The 20,795-nt window shown below is 53.6% G+C and carries 16 protein-coding genes and 1 pseudogene; 9 read left to right on the forward strand and 8 right to left on the reverse strand.

Annotation, left to right across the window (positions count from 1 at the left end):
- The first annotated feature begins 155 nt into the window (after positions 1-155).
- From KNV97_RS21085 to hldE, 3 genes and pseudogenes are all read left to right on the forward strand, one after another.
- Positions 156-1,412 carry a methyl-accepting chemotaxis protein gene (locus tag KNV97_RS21085; RefSeq protein WP_136486061.1) on the forward strand — a complete coding sequence of 419 codons (1,257 nt, stop codon included), beginning with the start codon at positions 156-158 and terminating at the stop codon, positions 1,410-1,412.
- 264 nt (positions 1,413-1,676) lie between these two features.
- Positions 1,677-4,520: a bifunctional [glutamate--ammonia ligase]-adenylyl-L-tyrosine phosphorylase/[glutamate--ammonia-ligase] adenylyltransferase gene (gene glnE, locus KNV97_RS21090; protein ID WP_218562699.1), complete on the forward strand. Its 2,844-nt coding sequence runs from the start codon at positions 1,677-1,679 to the stop codon at positions 4,518-4,520.
- Between the two features lie 50 nt (positions 4,521-4,570).
- Positions 4,571-6,002: pseudogene (gene hldE, locus KNV97_RS21095) on the forward strand (bifunctional D-glycero-beta-D-manno-heptose-7-phosphate kinase/D-glycero-beta-D-manno-heptose 1-phosphate adenylyltransferase HldE).
- A gap of 128 nt (positions 6,003-6,130) precedes the next feature.
- Here hldE and tolC read toward each other — a convergent pair.
- On the reverse strand, positions 6,131-7,447 hold the full coding sequence (tolC, locus tag KNV97_RS21100; RefSeq protein ID WP_136486067.1) for an outer membrane channel protein TolC: 1,317 nt from the start codon (positions 7,445-7,447) through the stop codon (positions 6,131-6,133).
- Between the two features lie 233 nt (positions 7,448-7,680).
- On the opposite strand from tolC, the gene nudF reads away from it, so the two are divergent.
- The 6 genes from nudF to parC all read left to right on the forward strand — a co-directional run bounded on the left by nudF (position 7,681) and on the right by parC (position 14,550).
- Positions 7,681-8,310: an ADP-ribose diphosphatase gene (gene nudF, locus KNV97_RS21105; RefSeq protein ID WP_218562700.1), complete on the forward strand. Its 630-nt coding sequence runs from the start codon at positions 7,681-7,683 to the stop codon at positions 8,308-8,310.
- Positions 8,298-8,747: a DUF1249 family protein gene (locus KNV97_RS21110; RefSeq protein ID WP_218562701.1), complete on the forward strand. Its 450-nt coding sequence runs from the start codon at positions 8,298-8,300 to the stop codon at positions 8,745-8,747. Before nudF ends, KNV97_RS21110 begins: the two co-directional genes overlap by 13 nt.
- A 17-nt stretch (positions 8,748-8,764) precedes the next feature.
- Complete coding sequence (gene cpdA, locus KNV97_RS21115) at positions 8,765-9,586, forward strand: 3',5'-cyclic-AMP phosphodiesterase (RefSeq protein WP_136486073.1); 822 nt, start codon at positions 8,765-8,767, stop codon at positions 9,584-9,586.
- Position 9,587: 1 nt separating this feature from the next.
- On the forward strand, positions 9,588-10,175 hold the full coding sequence (yqiA, locus tag KNV97_RS21120; RefSeq protein WP_218562702.1) for an esterase YqiA: 588 nt from the start codon (positions 9,588-9,590) through the stop codon (positions 10,173-10,175).
- A 212-nt stretch (positions 10,176-10,387) separates the two neighbouring features.
- Entirely contained in the window at positions 10,388-12,274 is a 1,887-nt protein-coding gene (gene parE / locus KNV97_RS21125) for a DNA topoisomerase IV subunit B (RefSeq protein WP_136486077.1), read from the forward strand.
- A 2-nt stretch (positions 12,275-12,276) separates the two neighbouring features.
- Positions 12,277-14,550, forward strand: coding sequence for a DNA topoisomerase IV subunit A (parC, locus tag KNV97_RS21130; RefSeq protein ID WP_218562703.1), 2,274 nt, complete (start codon positions 12,277-12,279; stop codon positions 14,548-14,550).
- 127 nt (positions 14,551-14,677) lie between these two features.
- Here parC and yacG read toward each other — a convergent pair whose 3' ends face one another.
- From yacG to KNV97_RS21165, 7 genes are read right to left on the reverse strand one after another with little or no spacing between them, the layout of a single operon-like run.
- Positions 14,678-14,875, reverse strand: a complete 198-nt coding sequence (gene yacG, locus KNV97_RS21135) for a DNA gyrase inhibitor YacG (RefSeq protein WP_136486081.1) — start codon at positions 14,873-14,875, stop codon at positions 14,678-14,680.
- Positions 14,876-14,911: 36 nt separating this feature from the next.
- On the reverse strand, positions 14,912-15,652 hold the full coding sequence (gene zapD / locus KNV97_RS21140; protein WP_136486084.1) for a cell division protein ZapD: 741 nt from the start codon (positions 15,650-15,652) through the stop codon (positions 14,912-14,914).
- Positions 15,653-15,683: 31 nt separating this feature from the next.
- Positions 15,684-16,292: a dephospho-CoA kinase gene (coaE, locus tag KNV97_RS21145; RefSeq protein WP_218562704.1), complete on the reverse strand. Its 609-nt coding sequence runs from the start codon at positions 16,290-16,292 to the stop codon at positions 15,684-15,686.
- A gap of 2 nt (positions 16,293-16,294) precedes the next feature.
- Positions 16,295-17,164 carry a prepilin peptidase gene (locus KNV97_RS21150; protein WP_218562705.1) on the reverse strand — a complete coding sequence of 290 codons (870 nt, stop codon included), beginning with the start codon at positions 17,162-17,164 and terminating at the stop codon, positions 16,295-16,297.
- Between the two features lie 50 nt (positions 17,165-17,214).
- Complete coding sequence (locus KNV97_RS21155) at positions 17,215-18,432, reverse strand: type II secretion system F family protein (RefSeq protein WP_218562706.1); 1,218 nt, start codon at positions 18,430-18,432, stop codon at positions 17,215-17,217.
- Positions 18,433-18,442: 10 nt separating this feature from the next.
- Positions 18,443-20,251: an ATPase, T2SS/T4P/T4SS family gene (locus KNV97_RS21160; RefSeq protein ID WP_136486093.1), complete on the reverse strand. Its 1,809-nt coding sequence runs from the start codon at positions 20,249-20,251 to the stop codon at positions 18,443-18,445.
- On the reverse strand, positions 20,251-20,661 hold the full coding sequence (locus KNV97_RS21165) for a pilin (RefSeq protein WP_218562707.1): 411 nt from the start codon (positions 20,659-20,661) through the stop codon (positions 20,251-20,253). Before KNV97_RS21165 ends, KNV97_RS21160 begins: the two co-directional genes overlap by 1 nt.
- Between the last annotated feature and the right edge of the window lie 134 nt (positions 20,662-20,795).

The following is a 20,795-nucleotide window of genomic DNA, read 5'->3' on the forward strand; positions in this document are numbered from 1 at the left end:
CAGATAAAAGCGTGAATACGCGACTGTAAGCACATGCGAAGTGTATCATTTTTGATACTATCCCATTCATACGAAGCACGAAATAAATCAATTGGCGGTGTTTTTGCATCGCCGGCTTGTTGAGAACGATGATAACACCGAGTGGAGAACTGAGAATGGCGAAAATGGCTTTTAAGCCTTGGGAGCGTTTGATCACCGATGTCCGTCTGGTCCCCAAGATGGTGATGCTGATGGTCTTCAGTACGATTTTGATTATTGCCAAGCAGTTGTGGGATGCCAGTACGTTTTATAATGCCCTGTTGGCGGCAACCCAGAACGTTGATGTGGCCCAGCGCCACTATGATGATTATCTGGTGCAGGTTGCCTGGCAGACCGGCCTGATGATCATGGTCTTTGTGGTCTTACTGCTGTTTGCTGCGCGCACTATGCTGCGCCAGACCCTGTATCTGAGTGAGTCAATTAAACAGATGGCGAGCCGCGATCTGTCTGAGCCGATCGAGATGAACTGTAAAGATGAATATGGCGATGTGGCGCGTGAACTGGAGAAAACCCGGCGTCAGTTGCAGGAACTGATTAAAACTCAGGTCAGTGCCTCACAGGAACTGACCTCTCTGACCGAAATCATGACGCTGAGTATGGCGGAGACCAAGGAATCGGCCGAAGAAGAGTTTAATGAAATCGATCAACTGGCTACCGCGATGAGTGAAATGTCCTCGACGGTTCAGACCGTCGCTGAACACGCGCAGAGTGCCTCGTCACTGACCGAGAATGCGTCGCACCAGGCGGGATCCGGCCAGCAATATGTTACCGAGACAATCGGTAAAATGCGGGCCCTGTCGCAAGACATCGCGGCGTCAGCCGATGCGGTTAATCAGGTCGAAGAGCGTGTGGTGTCGATTGGCAGTGTGGTTGGCACGATTCAGGGCATCTCGGAACAGACTAACCTGCTGGCGCTCAATGCGGCGATTGAAGCTGCTCGTGCCGGAGAAGCGGGACGGGGTTTTGCTGTGGTGGCCGATGAAGTGCGCAATCTGGCGCAGCGCACCCAGACCGCGACTGTTGAAATTCAGGAGATGATTTCCCAGTTGCAGAACAGCGCGAACTCGGCGGTGAATCTGATGGAAAAAAGCGTGGTTGAAGCGGCGGAAGGGGTCGAGCTGATTACCAACGCTGGTGGTGAGCTGGACGGTATCGTGCTGCAGGTGCAGCAGATCAACGACATGAATTTCCAGATTGCGACGGCTGCCGGGCAGCAGAGCAGCGTGGCTGAAGAGATGAATCAGAATCTGACCAATGTCCGTGAGCTGGTGGAAGCCTCGGTGACTGTGGTCAGTGAGCTGCTGGAAACCTCGGAGCTGATGCAAAATAATGCCGAGGCACTGGATCGCAAAATCACGGTGTTTAAAGTGTAAACCGCTACCTTGCCGGAGTATGAAAGAGCGCTCACTATTGATTAGTGGGCGTTTTTTATTGGCCTAACTCTGTTATAACTAGTCGCATCGATTCAAACGAATCACATAGATCACGACGAATCACATCGTTGATAATCGTTCACACAGGTTTCAGGTCAACCAGCGCCGCTTCTTGCCCGCCCAGACATGCGTTATCGGACCTGCATCATCGCCGCCGACTGCGTTCGGCCTGTGTTTGACCATCAGATATCACAAGGATGAATCATGCAATTGCCGCCCAAACTTGAGGCTCATGCCGAGCACCAGTATCAACAGCTGCTTCAGCAAACGCCGGAAGTGTCCGAGTGGAGCCCTGAGTTGACTCAACAGCTTAAAGCCGTGCTCGGCTTCAGCCAGTTTGTGGCTGATACCCTGCTGCGTGATAGTGCGTTATGCCTGCAACTGCCCACGCTGCTCAGTGAAGCGCAGCGGGCTGAGCATTACCGGCCCCGTTTGCAGGCGCTGCTCAGTGAGTGCCATGATGAGACCGGCGGCCAGCGCGTACTGCGTCAGTTTCGTAACCGGGAAATGGTGGTGATTGCCTGGCGCGATTTTCTCAGCCAATGGAGCCTGGATCAGAGTCTGGCGCATCTGTCGCAGTTAGCTGAAGCGCTGATTTTTGAAACTTATCAGTGGCAGTACGCTATTTGTTGTCGCGAGTGGGGCACTCCGTGTAATGCCGCCGGTGAAGCGCAGCCGATGCTGATTATCGGCATGGGTAAACTGGGCGGCAAAGAGCTCAACTTCTCTTCTGATATCGACTTGATCTTTACTTATCCGGAAAACGGTGAGACCCAGGGCACGCGTCGTTCGATTGCTAATGCCCAGTTTTTCACCCGCCTTGGCCAGCGTATTATCAAGATGCTTGATCAGCAGACTTTTGACGGTTTCTGTTACCGGGTCGACATGCGTTTACGTCCGTTTGGCGAAAGTGGCCCGCTGGTGATGAGCTACGCTGCTCTGGAAGACTACTATCAGGAGCAGGGACGTGACTGGGAACGCTATGCCATGGTCAAAGCCCGGGTGATGGGGTGTGAAATGTATTCCCAGTACCAGGAACTGCGCCAGATGCTGCGTCCGTTTGTGTTTCGTCGTTACATCGACTTCAGTGCGATTCAGTCATTGCGCCGTATGAAGTCGATGATCAAAAGCGAGGTGCGCCGTCGCGGACTGAGTAACAACATCAAGCTGGGTGCTGGTGGTATCCGCGAAGTGGAGTTTATTGCTCAGGTCTTTCAGCTTATCCGTGGCGGCCGTGAGCCGGCGCTGCGTCATCGTGGTTTGTTGGACACACTGCAGGCCATTGGTGAATTGCAGCTGCTCGGTGAACCGGAAGTACAGCAGCTGACCGAAGCCTACCGTTTTCTGCGTCGGCTGGAGAACCTGCTCCAGGCCCTGGCGGATAAACAGACTCAGACGCTGCCGGATAAGGCCGATGATCAGCTGCGCCTCGCTGTAGCCATGGGCTTTGCCTCCTGGCAACTGCTGCTGGATGAAGTGCAGCTGCAGATGAGCCGTGTCCATGCGGTGTTCAGCGACTTGATCGGTGAAGAAGAGGACGAAGAGGATAACTTAGCCGCTCATTTCCATGAATTGTGGGATATGGCCAATCATCCGGACATGATCACGCTGATTGTCGAGCAGGAGCTCGCTCAGGCCGATCCAGCTGGTGTCGCTGCTACACTGATGCAGTTTAAACAGGACCTGGATAAGCGCACCCTGGGACCACGTGGCCGTGAAGTGCTCAACCGGCTGATGCCGAAAGTTTACCAGGCAATATTTGTGCACCCGGATGCGGAATTCGGCCTGGCGCGGGTGCTGACTCTGCTGCGCAGTATTGCGACCCGTACCACTTATCTGGAACTGCTCGATGAGCATCCGGCAGCACTGACCCAACTGGTGCGGCTGTGTACCGCCAGTCCGATGATTTCCGAGCAACTGGCGCGATATCCGATTCTGCTTGATGAGCTGATTGACCCGCAGCATCTGTATAACCCGATTGCACTCGATGCCTATAAAACAGAGCTGCGTGATTTCCTCGCCCGGATTCCGGAAGACGATATGGAACAGCAGATGGAAGCGCTGCGCCAGTTCAAGCAGATTTGTATTCTGAAAATTGCCGCGGCTGATATTGCCGATGTGCTGCCGGTGATGAAAGTGAGTGATCACTTAACCTATCTGGCCGAAGCGATTGTTGAGGCGGTGATTCATCAGGCCTGGCTTCAGGTCAGCGCGAAGTATGGCGAACCGACTCATCTTAGTGAGCGTGACGGTAAAGGATTTGCTGTGGTCGGTTACGGTAAGGTCGGTGGCTGGGAGCTGGGCTACAACTCAGATCTCGATATTGTGTTTTTGCATGACTGTCCGGTTGATGTTTACACCGACGGGGTCAAAGAGATCGACGGTCGTCAGTTCTACCTGCGCCTCGCGCAGCGCGTCATTCATATTTTTTCCACCCGCACTGCGTCCGGCATTCTGTATGAAGTCGATACCCGTTTACGTCCTTCCGGTGCTTCCGGCCTGTTGGTCAGCCCGGTCGATGCGTTTGAAGAGTACCAGCGTCAGGATGCCTGGACCTGGGAGCATCAGGCTTTGGTCAGAGCGCGGATGATTTACGGCGACACACCGTTGCAGCAGGCGTTCGCGGCGACACGGCATGCGATATTGTCGCTGCCGCGTGATGAAGCGACCCTGAAGCAGCAGGTGGTGGAGATGCGCCAGAAAATGCGCGATCACCTCGGGGGGAAGAAGCCGGGCCGTTTTATGCTCAAACAGGATAGCGGCGGCATCACTGACATTGAGTTCCTGGCCCAGTATTTGGTGCTGCGTTACAGCCATGATAAGCCTAAGCTGACCCGTTGGTCGGACAATGTGCGTATTTTTGAATCTCTGCTCAATGAAGGTGTGCTGGATGAAAGTCAGGCTCAGGCGCTGACTCAGGCTTATACCAGCATGCGCGATCAGATCCATCATCGTAACCTGCTCAATCAGGATGCGGATGTCAGTGAAAGTAAATTTGTGGCAGAGCGCGATTGGGTAACACGGGTTTGGGCGCAGTGGCTTCTTTAGTTGGCACAGTGTGATAAACTTCGCCCAGTGATAAATATTGGAGATCCATAATGAAACCAATCCTACCTGACTACAGTGATGCTGGGGTATTAATCATTGGTGATGTGATGCTGGACCGCTATTGGCATGGTCCGGCTGGTCGCATCTCACCAGAGGCGCCAGTGCCGGTAGTAAAAGTAGAACATAACGAAGAGCGTCCGGGTGGGGCAGCAAACGTGGCGATGAATATCGCATCACTCGGCGGTCAGGCGCATATTATTGGTTTAACAGGCATGGATGAACCGGCTCAGGTGCTGGCAGATAAACTGACCGCCCTGAAAGTGAACTGTGATTTTGTTGCATTGCCGGACTATCCGACCATCACCAAGCTGCGTGTTCTGAGTCGTGGTCAGCAGCTGATTCGTCTCGACTTTGAAGACAAATTTGAAAATACCGATGCGGATCTGATCCTGTCGCGTATGGATAAAACGTTGGCCAGCGTCAATGCCGTGATCTTATCCGATTACGCCAAAGGTGCTCTTGAGCATGTGCAACTGTTTATCCAGCGCGCCCGTGCTGCTGGTGTGCCGGTGTTTATCGATCCGAAGGGCGCCGATTTTGAGCGTTACCGCGGTGCGACTCTTTTGACCCCTAACATGGCCGAATTCGAGCAGGTGGTGGGTAAAGTCAAATCGAATGAAGATCTGGTGCAAAAAGGCTTAGGTCTGATCGAACAGTTTGATCTCGATGCATTGCTGGTCACGCGCAGTGAACATGGCATGACACTGCTGCGTCGCGGCATGGCGCCGTTCCATCTGCCGACTCAGGCCAAAGAAGTGTATGACGTGACGGGTGCCGGTGATACGGTCATCTCCGTTCTGGCCGCATCAGTGGCCGCCGGTAAGGCGCTGGATGAAGCGTGTGCTCTGGCCAACGCGGCAGCCGGTGTGGTGGTCGGTAAACTGGGTACTTCCACCGTTTCTACCATTGAACTGGCCGAAGCCGTGCATGGCAGCAAAGATACTGACTACGGCGTCATTGAAGAAAACGCGCTGATCGCGGCAGTGAAAAAAAGCCCAGGCGCGCGGTGAAAAAGTGGTGATGACCAATGGCTGCTTTGACATTCTGCATGCAGGTCATGTCTCTTATCTTAACCATGCTGCTGAACTTGGCGATCGCCTGATTGTGGCCGTCAACACCGATGAATCGGTCAAACGTCTCAAAGGCCCGGCTCGTCCGGTCAACCCGACTGAACGTCGTATGGCGGTACTGGCTGGTTTAGGTGCGGTCGACTGGGTGGTGCCGTTTAGCGAAGATACTCCGCAGCGTCTGATTTCTCAGGTATTGCCGGATCTGCTGGTTAAAGGCGGGGATTACCAGCCGGAAGAGATTGCCGGTGGTAAAGAAGTGATCGCGGCGGGCGGTGAAGTGAAAGTGCTCAACTTTGAAGATGGCTGTTCCACTTCCGAAATCATCGCAGCGATCAAAGGCGGACGCGGCTAACGGCCGAATTTGCCATATTGGTATTGATCGCTGTAAGGTTGGCCCGGCATGCCGGGCCAAAATAAAAAGGGCTCTGATGAGCCCTTTTTGATCGTCTGGATACCGGCTCAGTGGGCCGGTAAGCCTGCTTATTTGATGGCTTTCAGACCAGCGTTGATGTCAATCACGTCTTGCTCGCTCAGTACACCGACAGCCTGGCGCAGTTGCAGTACGCTCAGGATGTAGTTGTAACGCGCATCTGACAGGTTACGTTTCACGTTGTACAGAGTACGGGTCGCATCTAGCACGTCCACAATAGTACGGGTACCGACATCAAAACCGGCTTCGGTCGCATCCAGAGCAGACTGAGCCGAAATCACTGACTGCTCATACGCGCGAATCGATCCAATCGCCGCGTTGATGTTGTTGTTTGATGCACGTACATCGGTCACAACACCACGGTAAGTGGCTTCCAGATCCTGACTGGCTGAGACGTACTGGTATTCGGCCTGTTTAGTCAGTGAGGTGGTGTTACCACCGGTGTACAGCGGTACGTTGAGGTTAACGCCGATATTGAAATCGTTGTTCTCGTGGTACATATCGTAGCTGCTGGCATTATCGTTGTATTCGCGGCCATAGTTATAACCACCGTCCAGAGTCAGCGTCGGCAGATGGCCGGCGCTGGCAAGGTCGATGTTATCTTTCGCCACGTCCTGAGCAATACGCGCTGACAGCAGTGACAGGTTTTTCTCCTGCGCCTGCTCAAGCAGAGTATTCATTGATTCTGCCGTACGGCTGGTTGAGAAACGCGCAGTGTCCAGGATGCTCAGGTTGGTGTGCTCCTGACCGGTGATTTCACGCAGTGCTTCGTAGCTGTTGATCAGGTCATTGTTTGCCAGCACTTCATCGGCCAGCACGGTGTCATATTGTGCCTGAGCGTCATGGACGTCGGTAATTGCCGACAAGCCCACTTCAAAACGTTGTTTGGTTTGTTCGAGCTGACGACCAACCGCGGCTTTCTCGGCGCGTACAAACTCCAGGGTATCCTGAGCGCTGAGAACGGCGAAGTAAGCTTGTGCCACCCGCAGAATCAGGCTTTGCTGTGCGTCTGCATACTGAGCGTCGGCCTGACGGGCTTGCTTCTCAGTCGTGTCCAGAGAAATCCAGCTGGAACGGTTGTACAGTTGTTGTGAAAAACCGACGCCAGCGGTCAGGCTGTCGCTGTCACGTGCATCAACATCGCTGCGGTTCAGGTTGTAACCCGCGGTCAGATTAATCTGAGGTAGCAGTGAGCTACGACTGGAGTTAATCGCTTCAAAGGCTGAATCACGTTGTGCCGCTGCACTCAGCAGTTGAGGATCGTTCTGTTTTGCTTGGTCGTAAATTTGCGCAAGGTCGTCAGCGAGTACTGAGGTACTCAGGCTGCCTAAAGTTGCACTAATCAAAAAAGGAAGCAGTTTTTTCATTGGTCCTATTCCTGCCTGAATATGAAAGGAGTTACGCTCACGAGAGTGTAACCCAAATTGCTGGTATTTCACTCGAAACTTTGCACTTTTTACACTTAGCTGTCCAATTGTGCAATAAAAATCGCTTATCGACTTAACTATGAGTACAATTTTTGTATAAAAAGTTGAGCAATGTCCTTGGAAGTAAGAAAAATTCATGAGTAAACTATAAGATTGCTTAAGAGAGGTTACTAATGCAACAGTCTGACCAGCCACAGGGAGCATTTTCGCCCGATGACGTTGACGTTGTCTCACGTGAGACACTGTTCCAAGGATTTTTCCGAATGGTGAAGTATCGGTTCAAGCATCGGTTATTTCAAGGCGGATGGAGTCCGGTCATTGAAAGGGAAATGTTTGAGCGTGGCCATGCGGCTGCTATGTTACCGTATGATCCGGTGCGCGACCAGGTGGTCATTATTGAGCAGATCCGGGTTGGCGCATTAGAACATTCCCAGCCATGGCAACTGGAAATCGTCGCCGGCATCATTGATCGCGACGAGAGCGCCGAACAGGTCGTGCGGCGCGAAGCAGAGGAAGAAGCTGGGATCTTGGTCAAAAGAATGGAAACTATTACGTCGTACTATCCGTCAGCCGGGGGATGTTCTGAGAAACTGGATGTCTACGTAGGTGAGGTCGACGCTTCACTGGCCGGTGGCGTACATGGGTTAGACTATGAAGGTGAAGACATCAAAGTGCATGTGATGAGCCGCACACAGGCGTACCAGCTGGTACGTGAGGGCCGGATTGAAAACGGCGCCTCGATCATCGCACTGCAATGGCTGGAGTTAAACTACGAGCAGTTACAAACGAAATGGCACAATTGACAGCATTAAAGAAGACGTATCATGTTGATTTACCGGAACTGATGCGGACTTATGAAACGAACTACGCCAAGTTGAACGCTTTGCTGCCCGCGCAGCCGGGCGTCGGTGACGTGCGCTGCTACCAGGCCGCACACCAGGCTTACCAGTTGCAAGTGCTGGAAGTCACAAAGTACACAACTTTGGTGGAGATCTGTCAAAGTGATGATATCTCAATATTTCCATTGCCAACCATGTCTGTCAGGCTGTACCACGATGCTCGCGTCGCAGAAGTGCTGACCACAGATAAACTTGTCCGGGTTCAGGCCAAATATGACTACCCGAACGAGCAAATGTTGCAAAAAGATGAGAAAGCACAAATTAACCGTTTTCTGGGCGATTGGCTGACCTTTTGTCTCAAGCGAGGTATCAGCCGTGCTCCCATCAACATTAATCAATAGCATTAGGTTTATAGACTTTGAACGTGTCGCCCAGTTTAGATAATTCCGACAGCATAAAGCTGGTTCAGATTACAGATACGCACCTTTTTGCGCCCGATGATGGCAGCCTGTTGAGTGTTAATACCGCCGACAGCTTTCGTGCTGTGGTGGCGGAAATCATGGCACAAAAGGTCGAGTTTGATGCCATTCTGGCAACCGGGGATATTTCCCAGGATCACAGCACCGAATCCTACCTGCGTTTTACTCAGGGCGTCGCGCCACTGGGTAAAACCTGTTTCTGGCTGCCGGGTAATCATGATTACAAACCGAACATGAATACGGTTCCACCTATATCACAGGTGCATGCAGTAGAACATGTGTTGCTGGGGCATCACTGGCAGATGATTTTGCTGGATTCACAGGTGGTGGGTGTGCCGCATGGCCGTCTCAGCGATCAGCAGCTGGCGTTGCTGGACAGTAAACTGAGCGCTCATCCGGATCGTTTTACTCTGGTTTTACTTCATCATCATCCGTTACTGGTTGGTAGTGCCTGGCTGGATCAACATACCCTGAAAGACAGCCACCTGTTCTGGCAGGTGGTTGAGCGCCACCGCAATGTGAAAGCGGTGTTGTGCGGACATGTCCATCAGGATATGGATCGCCAGCATCTGGGCGTGCGGGTGATGGCGACACCGTCTACTTGTGTGCAGTTCAAACCGAACTCGGATGATTTTGCCGTTGATCAGCGCCCGCCGGGCTGGCGTGAGCTGGAGCTGCATGGTAACGGTGAAGTGACGACTCAGGTGAAACGACTGGCGCAGGGCGTATTTTTGCCGGACTTCACTTCAGGTGGTTACTGATATGAGCCAACGTCCATCATTGCTGATGTACATCCACGGTTTTAACAGCTCACCGCTGTCGCATAAAGCGCAGGTAATGGTACAGTATTGTGCGACGCAGCGGCCTGACATCAAAGTAGTGGTGCCTGAGCTGCCATGCTTTCCGCATCAGGCGGCGCAGCATCTGCTGCAAGTGGTGGAGCAGTATCGTCACGACTATCAGATTGGCCTGGTCGGCAGCTCTCTGGGCGGCTATTTTTCTACCTGGCTCAATCAGCAGTTCGGGTTTCGTGCCGTGCTGGTTAATCCGGCGGTACGGCCGTATGAGCTGCTGGTGGATTTTCTTGGTGAGCAGGAGAATATGTACACCAAGCAGCGCTACGTGCTGACCGAAGCCCACATTGATGAACTGAAAGCTCTGGACGTAGCGACACTGGGTCAGCCGCAGGATTTCTGGCTGCTGCAGCAAACCGAAGATGAAGTGCTGGATTATCGCCAGGCCGTGGAAAAATTCCAGGCCGCCAAACAGACCGTGGAGCCGGGCGGCAACCATAGTTTTGTTGATTTTGAGCGTTATCCGGCGCAAATCCTCCAATTCTTAAATCTCTGATCTTTTCATTGAGGGAAGAGTCATAATTTTACTTGATACTTACTGATGTCGCTTGACATCAGTGAGCCTCTTCCAGACTATGTTTCCTTTGGACTTTTCTTATTTATAACGCTGGAAAATGCGGCAAATAGCCGGTCATTTCATCAAAAATCCAGCGTTCACAAATGAGTTGTAAAGTTACGAATCATTTATCGATAAAAGCATTCCGTATTATGACTGAACAATATAATGCTGGAGCCATTGAGGTTCTTAATGGCTTAGAACCAGTACGTCGCAGACCTGGGATGTATACGGAGACCACGCGCCCGAACCACCTTGGGCAGGAAGTCATTGACAACAGTGTTGATGAAGCGTTGGCCGGATATGCCTCTAAGGTACAAGTGATCCTGCATGCCGATCAATCGCTGGAAGTGATTGATGACGGTCGTGGTATGCCGGTGGATATTCACCCGGAAGAGAAAGTGTCCGGGGTTGAGCTCATCATGAGCAAACTTCACGCCGGTGGTAAGTTTTCCAACAAAAGCTATCAGTTCTCCGGTGGTCTACACGGGGTGGGGATCTCGGTCGTAAACGCCCTGTCCAAACGGGTGGAAGTCACCGTGCGCCGTGACGGCCAGGTGTATGAAATTGCCTTTGAACATGGTGATAAAGTCTCTGATCTGACGGTCACCGGCACCTGTGGCCGCCGCAACCGTGGTACCAGTGTCCACTTCTGGCCGGATGCCAAGTATTTTGACTCGGCCAATTTTTCCGTCACCCGCCTGATTAATAATTTGCGCGCTAAAGCGGTACTGTGTCCCGGGCTGGAGATTACCTTCAGCGATAAGGTTAACAACAATGAACACCGCTGGTTTTATGAAGATGGCCTGAAGGATTATCTGGCGGATGCGGTGAAAGGTTATCCGCTGATGCCGGAGCAGCCGTTTACCGGCGAATTCAAAGCGGAAACCGAAGCGGCGACCTGGGCGGTGATCTGGCTGCCGGAAGGTGGCGAACTGACCACGGAAAGTTACGTTAACCTGATCCCGACCGCACAGGGTGGTACGCATGTGAACGGCCTGCGTCAGGGCCTGCTGGATGCGATGCGCGAATTCTGTGAATTCCGCAATCTGCTGCCGCGCGGCGTTAAGCTGACTGGTGAGGATGTGTTTGATCGCTGTGCTTATGTATTGTCGATCAAAATGCAGGATCCGCAGTTTGCCGGCCAGACCAAAGAGCGTCTTTCATCGCGCCAAAGTGCTTCGTTTGTCTCCGGGGTCGTGAAAGATGCGTTCAGCTTGTGGCTGAACGAGAAGCCGCAACTGGCAGAGCAGTTGGCGGAAGTGTGTATTGCTAATGCTCACCGCCGCATGCGTGCCAGTAAGAAAGTGGTGCGTAAGAAAGTCGCCTCAGGCCCGGCCTTGCCAGGTAAACTGACCGACTGCTCACAGCAGGATCTCAGCCGTACCGAACTGTTCCTGGTGGAAGGTGACTCGGCAGGCGGCAGTGCCAAACAGGCACGTGACCGTGAGTTCCAGGCCATCATGCCATTGCGCGGTAAGATCCTTAATACTTGGGAAGTGTCTGCCGATCAGGTGCTGGCCTCGCAGGAAGTACACGATATTTCAGTGGCGCTGGGGATTGATCCGGACAACGACAATCTGGAAGCGCTGCGTTACGGTAAAGTGTGTATCCTGGCCGATGCGGACTCGGACGGTCTGCATATCGCGACCCTGCTGTGCGCGCTGTTTACCCGTCATTTCCCTGCGCTGGTGCGTGCCGGCCATGTCTATGTGGCGATGCCGCCGCTGTACCGGATTGACTGTGGTAAAGAGGTGTTTTACGCCCTGGATGATGATGAGAAAAACGCCATTCTCGAGCGGCTTAAAAACAAAAAAGCCAAGATCAACGTGCAGCGCTTTAAAGGTCTGGGTGAGATGAACCCGCTGCAGCTGCGTGAAACCACCATGGATCCGAACACACGCCGTCTGGTGCAACTGACCATAGACGATGACAAAGCGACAGAAGAGATGATGGACATGTTACTGGGCAAGAAGCGCGCGGATGACCGCCGTAACTGGCTGCAGAACTATGGCGATCAGGCTGAGGTCGAGGTTTAACCATGTCGAACGAAATTACTTACGATGGCGTTGAGCAGCTGCCGCTGCGCAAATTTACTGAAGACGCATATCTGAACTACTCCATGTATGTAATCATGGACCGGGCGTTGCCGTACATCGGTGACGGCCTCAAGCCGGTGCAGCGCCGTATTATTTATGCGATGTCTGAGCTAGGCTTATCCGCTGCGGCGAAATACAAGAAATCGGCGCGTACCGTCGGTGACGTGCTGGGTAAATATCACCCGCACGGTGACTCAGCCTGTTATGAAGCCATGGTACTGATGGCGCAGCCGTTCTCTTACCGTTACCCGCTGGTTGACGGTCAGGGCAACTGGGGTGCGCCGGATGATCCCAAGTCGTTCGCGGCGATGCGTTATACCGAAGCGAAGTTATCAAAGTTTGCCGAAGTTCTGCTCAGTGAACTGGGGCAGGGCACGGTCGAGTGGCAGCCGAACTTTGACGGCACCATGAAAGAACCGAAAATGCTGCCGGCGCGCCTGCCGCATATTCTGCTCAATGGCGTGACTGGTATCGCGGTCGGTATGGCAACCGATATCCCGCCGCACAACGTACGTGAGGTGGCGGATGCCACCATTCATCTGATTGATAATCCGAAAGCCTCGCTGCCGGATCTGATGCAGTATGTCAAAGGGCCGGATTATCCGACCGAAGCGGAGATCATCTCGCCGCTGGCGGATCTGGAAAAAGTGTACCGCACTGGTCGTGGCAGTATCAAAATGCGTGCGGTGTGGCACAAAGAGAGCTCGGATATTGTGATTACCGCGCTGCCGCACCAGGTTTCCGGCGCTAAGCTGCTTGAGCAGATTGCCAACCAGATGCGCGCTAAGAAACTGCCGATGGTGGAAGATCTGCGTGACGAGTCGGATCATGAAAACCCGACCCGGATCGTGATCGTGCCGCGCTCTAACCGGGTCGACTGCGATACGCTGATGAACCACCTGTTTGCGTCGACCGATCTGGAAAGAAGCTACCGGGTTAACCTGAACATGATTGGCCTCGACAGCCGTCCACAGGTCAAGGGGCTGGTGACGATTCTGAATGAATGGATTCAGTTTCGTCGCGAAACGGTGCGTGCCCGTCTGCAACACCGTCTTGATAAAGTACTGGCCCGTCTGCACATCCTGGAAGGTTTGCTGGTGGCTTACCTCAATCTGGATGAAGTGATTGAAATCATTCGCAATGAGGATGATCCGAAAGCCGTGCTAATGGCGCGTTTTGGCATTACCGAGATTCAGGCTGATGCGATTCTTGATACCAAACTGCGTCATCTGGCCAAGCTGGAAGAGATGAAAATCCGCGGCGAACAGGATGAGCTGGAAAAAGAGCGTAACAAGCTCGAAGAGCTGCTCGGTTCCGAGCGTCGTCTCAACACTTTGCTCAAGAAAGAACTCAAAGCCGATGCGGAGAAATACGGTGATGACCGTCGCTCGCCGCTGGTGGAACGTGAAGAAGCCAAAGCGCTGACTGAACGTGACCTGATGCCAAGTGAAGCCATCACGGTCATCTTGTCAGAAAAAGGCTGGATTCGCCACGCCAAAGGGCATGATGTTGCTGGCGAAAGCCTCAACTATAAAGCGGGCGACAACTACCTGGCGCAAGCCAGTGGTAAGAGTAACCAGCCGGCGGTCTTCCTTGGCAGTGACGGGCGCAGCTATTCGCTTGAGTCGCATACCTTGCCATCAGCACGCGGCCAGGGCGAACCGATCACCGGCCGCCTGAATGTGGCACCGGGCACCACGATCCGACAGGTGATCATGAGTGAAGAAGATCAGCTGTGGCTGGTCGGTTCCGATGCCGGTTACGGTTTCGTGTGTAAAGGGACCGATCTGTTGTCAAAGAACCGCAGTGGTAAAGCACTGGTTAATCTGCCGGAGAACTCGGAGATCATGGCACCGCAGGTGGTCAACGATCTCGATAATGATGAGATCCTAGCGATCACCAATCAGGGCCGGATGTTGCTGTTCCCGATTAGAGATCTGCCGCAACTGAGCAAAGGTAAGGGCAACAAGATCATCAATATTCCGGCCGCGAAAGCTAAGGCTCGGGAAGAGGTGGTCTCACATCTGATGGCCTTGCCGAAAGATGTCACTATTACCCTGTATGCCGGTAAGCGTAAGCTGGGACTCAAGCCTGCTGATCTGGAAAATTACCGCGGTGAACGTGGTCGTCGTGGTGGTCTGTTGCCACGCGGTTTGCAGCGCGTGACCCGGATCGACCTGGACTCCGGCACGGCAGACAGCTCGGAAGAAGAGTAATCTTAACCCGGCCGTTCGTTCAGCCCTTGTGGCTGAAGGCCGGGTGAGTTTGACAAAGAGTTGCTGATAAAAAACAAGCCCCGCATCGCGGGGCTTGTTTTTATACTGTATTAACCATGGCTCTGGTTTAGTACTGGTCTTCGGACCAGCCGTCACTGTCGGACATGTCCGGTGCGCCGGGAATGGATTTTTCCTCATCTGCCCATTCACCAAAATCAATCATCTGGCATTTCTTGCTGCAGAACGGACGGTGCGGGCTTTGCTCTCCCCACTCAACACTTTCGCCACATTGCGGGCACTTTACCACGGTGGGTTTCTTTGACATCTTGTATCCTGTTTACTGCTTGGGTCGCAGGGCAGATTAACTGCACACCGCGAGATCAAATTCGATATTCTGGGTACTGGCCTGTCCGGAGCTGAATTCAATAAACTTGATCGCAAAGCGATTTTTATGTCCCGAAATCATCGGGTACACGCCGTATTCAAGCGGAATAGACAGACGCAGAATATTGGCTTCTTCCGCATCACTTTGGTAGAAACCGGCTTTGGCTTCACGATTGCGGAAGCTACCGGTTTCGCGGGTCAGTTTTAACCACAGTTTCAGCGCATCGGCCAGGGGTTGTAACGGTTTGATCCATTGTCTGGCATCCTGGATTTTCTGCTCGAGTGGCAGATGCAGCCAATAATGCAGCGCCGGAAGATCAAAACAGCATGAGCCGCCAGGCAGGTTAAAACGCTGACGAATCGCACTCAGGAAGCGGTCTTCCTTAAGTGACTGGCCGAAACGTTCTGCGCCCATCAGGCTGCGATGCGCATGGTCGACTTCACTGAGCAGACTCTGCAGCATCTCCTGATCGACCCCTTCGACATTAAGCCAGTTGCGGTAGACCTGACGCTGTTTTTCAACGTCTTTGGCCAGTTCACTTTTGAGCTGAATCTGCTCAAAAATTTCCAGCAGATCAAACAAAGAGCGGAAGAATAGCTGATGTTGAATATCGTCACCGAATTGCGACGCCTGCTCCATCTGACTCAGCAGGGCCTCGACACGCAGATAAATGCGCGTTTTTTCGTTGAGTGGATGTTCAAACTTATGTGTGGTCATCAAACTAGCCTTGGATTATTTGGACTTATTCTCACAGATTTGTACGGCTTATGGCTAGATACTTTTGGTGCAATTCTGTGATTTGAGGCAAAAGTTTCTGGTTTTTTGCGTCATTTTTAATCACATCATCGGCGCAGGCTAAACGTTGTTCACGGCTGGCCTGTGACGCCAGGATAGCGCGCACCTGCTGCTCGGAAACCTCGTCGCGTGCCATGGTGCGCTGGATTTGTGTCGCTTGGTCGACATCCACCACCAATATTCGGTCTGCCATAGACTGTAGCTGGTTTTCCACTAACAGTGGAACCACAAGTAAGGCATAAGGAGAGTGCACTTGTCGTAAATCCTGTGTCATTTTTTCACGGATCAGCGGGTGGAGCAGGTTATTTAGCCACATCTTCTCATTTTCGTTACTGAAAATGCGCTCGCGCAGGGCGGCACGGTTGAGGGTTGCGTCCGGATTTAGCACTGCCGCGCCGAAATGATCGCGAATCGCAGCCAGGCCGGGGGTGCCTTTTTCCACCACCTGACGCGCCACGATATCGGCATCAACGATATCAATACCAAACTGCTCGGCAAACAGATTGGCAACGGTGCTTTTTCCACTGGCGATACCACCAGTTAAACCGATGACTAACGGCATAGTTACCATCCTAATACTGAGTGTAAATACCAAGCGATAATCGACTGACCATAGATCATGCATAACCAGCCGGAGAGGGCCAGATAAGGGCCAAACGGAAATGCCTTATCGATACCGCGTTTTTGCAGGCGCAGTTGAATCAGGCCAAAAATCAGGCCGATGACGGATGAGAGCAGAATGATGACCGGCAGCTGTTGCCAGCCGAGCCAGGCACCGAGCGCCGCCAGCAGCTTAAAATCGCCGTAGCCCATGCCTTCTTTACCGGTCAATAGTTTAAACAGCCAGTACACCGACCACAGACACAGATAGCCGGCGATGGCGCCGATTACCGCACTTTGCAAGCTGACAGGGCTAACGCCAAACAGCGCCAGGCTAATCCCGGCCCACATCAGTGGCAGGGTCAGCTGATCCGGCAGCAGCATGGTATCGGAATCGATAAAGGTGGCAGCAATCAGGACGTAGGTAAAGCCAAGCAGAGCTATGCTATAGACGCTGAAACCAAGCTGCAGGGCTATAAAGCCACTGCTCAGGGCGGTGAGCAGCTCAATCAGCGGATAACGGGCACTGATCGACTGGCGACAGTGAGCACATTTGCCGCGCAGCAACAGCCAGCTCAGCAGCGGGACATTATCACGGATCCGAATCGGGGTCTGGCAATGCGGGCAGGTCGAGCGCGGAGTACTGAGCGTCAGGGTTCCCTGTGGGGGATCAATCCCATATTCCGGAAAAGACTCTGCGCACTCCTGGCGCCATTCACGTTCCATGATTTGCGGCAGTCGATAGATCACGACATTGAGAAAGCTGCCGATGATCAGCCCCAACAGTGTGGCCAGGGCCGGAAACAGCCAGGGGTAATAGTTAAAAATATCCATTGGGGATGCGGTAAGCCTTTGTGACGGTGAGTCAATAATGTAGAACCATACTACCCTAATACACTCATCAAGTTAAAGATTGGCAGATACATTGCGACCACCAGGCTGCCAATCACCCCACCGAGCAGTAAAATAAGCAGCGGTTCGAGGATTTTCCCCAGATTATCAACGCTGTTGTCGACCTCATTTTCATAACTCAATGCAATTCTGGCCAGCATCTCATCCAGAGTGCCGGACTCTTCACCTATCATCACCAGTTGTAGCATCAGCGCAGGAAAAATGCGGCAGTGACGCATCGCCAGATGCAAGGCCATCCCCGAGGCCGTATCACGTGCGATCTGGTCAAGAGCATGGGACAGGTGGGCATTCCCACAGGTTTTAGCTGCAGAGTGCAGGCTGGTCAGTAGCGGTAGCCCCGAACTGAGGCTGGTCGACAGAGTACGGCTGAAACGGGCCAGAGCGGCTTTATACAGCAGTGGCCCGAGCACCGGCAGACGAGTACTATGGCGGCTGAGCCAGAGCCGCAGCCCGGGGTAAGCCTGGCGCGCTTTACAGACGCCGGCAGCGCCCAGTGCCGCGGCGGTGACCATCCAGGGCCCCAATGTCTGCAGTGAGTGAGAGGCCGCGACGACCTGGCGGGTAAACCAGGGCAACTCGCTGCCCAAATTGGCGAACAGGCGTTCAAACTCCGGAATCACTAAGGTCAGCATCAGATAAGTGACCGCGAAGGCGACGTTGATCACTATGGTTGGGTAGAGCAGCGCCTTGATAACCTTGGCGCGCAGTTGTTCGCTGGTTTCACGATATTGCGCCAGGCGTTCCAGAATTTGTGCCAGGTTTCCGGATAATTCGCCGCTGCGCAGCAGATCGATATACAGGCGATCAAAGTTGTGACCGCTGGCCTGCATCGCAGCTGAGAGCGGCATGCCGCTCTCCAGACTGCGTAGCATAGAGCGCAGCAAGGCTGATACCGCTGCTTTGTTATGGTTGGTCGCAATCAGCTGCAGCGCCGGTAAGAGCGCCACGCCACTGGCGAGCATAGTGGCCAACTGGCGGGTTAATAACGTGATATCACGTGAGTTCAGACGTTGGCGATAGCGGCTGAGCAGTGAAACGGGACGCGGGGTAATCGAGCGAATTCGGATCGACTGACGTTGCAAGCTGTCACGGACTTCGTGTTCGCTTAGAGCCAGCATGCTGCCGCGCCGTATCCGGCCCTGATTGTCTCTGCCGTGCCAACGATAGTGTTGTAATCTGCTGTTCGACATCGGCTGCCGCTCACCAGGTCGCCAGACCCAGTACCCGCTGCAGCTCCGCCAGGCTGGTCTGCCCAGCGAGCAGTTTTTCACAGCCGGCTTGCTGCAAAGTCTGCATGCCCTGCTGACAAGCCAGCGACTCCAGCTGCTTCACAGGTGCGCGCTGTAGCAGTGCATCGGCAATGACAGGTTCAACATTCAGCATTTCATAGATACCGGTGCGTCCGGCGTAGCCACGATTACAGTGGGGACAGCCGTCCGGGTTGGCGGCAAAGATCACCGTGTCTGTTACCGACTTGCGCTGCTCAGTTGTCTGTTGCTGCTGCTCTTGTGCTGAATGAGCCGGCGCGCTTGCGGCAGGAGAGTGGGTTAGAGGACGGCTTTCTATATGAAGGCTTTCTATATGAAGTAAGTCGGCCTGCGCCCGGGTCAGTTGGGTGGCGATTTTACACTGCGGGCATAAGCGGCGTACCAGACGCTGAGCCACGATAAGATTCAGCGACGATGCCAGATTAAAAGGTTCAATGCCCATATTCAGTAAACGAATCAAAGTCTCTGCGGCTGAATTGGTATGCAGAGTGGATAGGACCAGATGCCCGGTCTGAGCGGCTTTGAGTGCAACGTCTGCGGTCTCGCGATCGCGGATCTCACCCACCATGAGTACATCCGGATCCTGACGCAGAAATGTACGCAGGGCCTGGGCAAAGCCAAATCCGATCGCCGGCTGGACTTGGACCTGGTTAATCCCGTTGAGGTTGATCTCGACCGGATCTTCTGCGGTAGCAATATTGAGGTGTTCACGATTGAGCTGCTGCAGCCCGCAGTATAACGAAATGGTCTTACCGCTGCCGGTTGGTCCGGTGATCAGGATCATGCCCTGTGGTTTGTGTAGAGCCTGCAGGTAGCACTGTTTTTGCTGCTTGCTGTAACCAAGCTGGTCCAGTTCAAGCGGCAGAGCCTGATTATCGAGCAGGCGCAGGACGATCTTTTCGCCCCATAAGGTCGGCAGAGTGGATACACGCAGGTCAATGGCGCTGTCATTATTGAGGCGCAGTTTGATCCGACCATCTTGCGGCAGACGGCGCTGGGCGATATCCAGCCGGGCAAGAATTTTCAGACGCGCTGCCAGGCGGCGACTGAGGTGCGGAGCCGGTTGCTGGGTCTGAATCAAGATGCCGTCACAGCGAATGCGGATGCGATAACTCGACTCGTAAGGTTCAAAATGGATATCCGAGGCCCGTTTGCGTACCGCATCGAGTAACACCTGATGAATGAATCGGCTGACCGGTGCTTCGTCCTGGCTGACATCCAACTGATAATTGGCTTCATCTTCGGCAACCTGTACCGCATCGGCGAGCTGTTCCTGGCTGATCTCTTCGCGGCGCTCGGCATGATAGCTGGGGAGTGTCTCGCCATACAGACGTCGTATCGCTGCTTGCAGGCTGGGCTGATCAGTCAGCACCGGTTTAACCATCAGACCGGTGGCAAAACAGAACTCTTCTTCCGCTTGGGGCCAGCCGGGATCCGATACGGCCAGGGTTAACTCCCGACTGTCACGCTGCAGGGGCAGCGCCTGATAACGAATGATCAGCTCGCTCAGGCCCAGTTGCTGACACAAAGCCGGGTAGTCAAAGTCGTCGAGTTCAATCAGCGGCAGGCTGAACAGACGACTCAGTTGCTGGCTGAGCTCGGCCGGGGTCAGCACGCCTTGTTCAAGGATCGCTTGTGGCGCACTGATATGGCGGCTCAGCGTCTGGCGCTGCAGCGCTGTCTCCTGCTCGCCATCAAGGACGCCGGCCTGACGCAACTGGCGGAGTAATTGGGTGCTCATTATTGGTTGTCCGCACAGCTTTGCGGAGTCTCAAAATTCAGGTCTGAGGCCAGGTTGACGGTGCATCGCCAGCCACTATCCTGGCGGGTATACAAGATAGAAGAGCCGTTGAGTGAACCTTGCTCAAAGGTAAACTGCAGGGTATTGGTTTGTGGTGCAGTCACTTTTCCGAGCGGGGAGTTGTCCTGGTATTGAGTGAAGTCGGCCAGCGAGCCATTTTCCTGCCAGTAAAGCTCGGCCGGAGTGAGCAGAGATTTAAGGGTCGCCAGACCGGTGGCCAGTTCACTTTTGGCGACATAATTCTGATAGGCCGGAACACCGATGGCAGAAAGGACGCCGATAATAGCCACCACGATCATCAGTTCGATCAGGGTAAAGCCGGAAGGTTTAACGCTCAATTTACGCTGCATAACACTCTCTGGGTATGAATGGATGAGCGCTGAGTGTAGATGGGGCGAAGTGGCTAGCCGAGCAGGATAGAGACAGGTTACGAGCCGGACGGCAAAGGGACATACCCGCTCAACAAACGGTGTGCATCCGGTTT

Origin of the sequence: Vibrio ostreae, assembly GCF_019226825.1 — a bacterium.
Taxonomy (GTDB): domain Bacteria; phylum Pseudomonadota; class Gammaproteobacteria; order Enterobacterales; family Vibrionaceae; genus Vibrio; species Vibrio ostreae.

Bases quoted from the DNA above. Each gene is read 5' to 3' on its own strand.
- KNV97_RS21150 (WP_218562705.1), bottom strand. From the start codon at position 17,164: ATGGATATTTTTAACTATTACCCCTGGCTGTTTCCGGCCCTGGCCACA.
- KNV97_RS21160 (WP_136486093.1), bottom strand. From the start codon at position 20,251: ATGAGCACCCAATTACTCCGCCAGTTGCGTCAGGCCGGCGTCCTTGAT.
- yacG (WP_136486081.1), bottom strand. From the start codon at position 14,875: ATGTCAAAGAAACCCACCGTGGTAAAGTGCCCGCAATGTGGCGAAAGT.
- parE (WP_136486077.1), top strand. From the start codon at position 10,388: ATGACTGAACAATATAATGCTGGAGCCATTGAGGTTCTTAATGGCTTA.
- KNV97_RS21085 (WP_136486061.1), top strand. From the start codon at position 156: ATGGCGAAAATGGCTTTTAAGCCTTGGGAGCGTTTGATCACCGATGTC.
- parC (WP_218562703.1), top strand. From the start codon at position 12,277: ATGTCGAACGAAATTACTTACGATGGCGTTGAGCAGCTGCCGCTGCGC.
- tolC (WP_136486067.1), bottom strand. From the start codon at position 7,447: ATGAAAAAACTGCTTCCTTTTTTGATTAGTGCAACTTTAGGCAGCCTG.
- KNV97_RS21165 (WP_218562707.1), bottom strand. From the start codon at position 20,661: ATGCAGCGTAAATTGAGCGTTAAACCTTCCGGCTTTACCCTGATCGAA.
- nudF (WP_218562700.1), top strand. From the start codon at position 7,681: ATGCAACAGTCTGACCAGCCACAGGGAGCATTTTCGCCCGATGACGTT.
- KNV97_RS21110 (WP_218562701.1), top strand. From the start codon at position 8,298: ATGGCACAATTGACAGCATTAAAGAAGACGTATCATGTTGATTTACCG.
- zapD (WP_136486084.1), bottom strand. From the start codon at position 15,652: ATGACCACACATAAGTTTGAACATCCACTCAACGAAAAAACGCGCATT.
- coaE (WP_218562704.1), bottom strand. From the start codon at position 16,292: ATGCCGTTAGTCATCGGTTTAACTGGTGGTATCGCCAGTGGAAAAAGC.
- KNV97_RS21155 (WP_218562706.1), bottom strand. From the start codon at position 18,432: ATGTCGAACAGCAGATTACAACACTATCGTTGGCACGGCAGAGACAAT.
- yqiA (WP_218562702.1), top strand. From the start codon at position 9,588: ATGAGCCAACGTCCATCATTGCTGATGTACATCCACGGTTTTAACAGC.
- glnE (WP_218562699.1), top strand. From the start codon at position 1,677: ATGCAATTGCCGCCCAAACTTGAGGCTCATGCCGAGCACCAGTATCAA.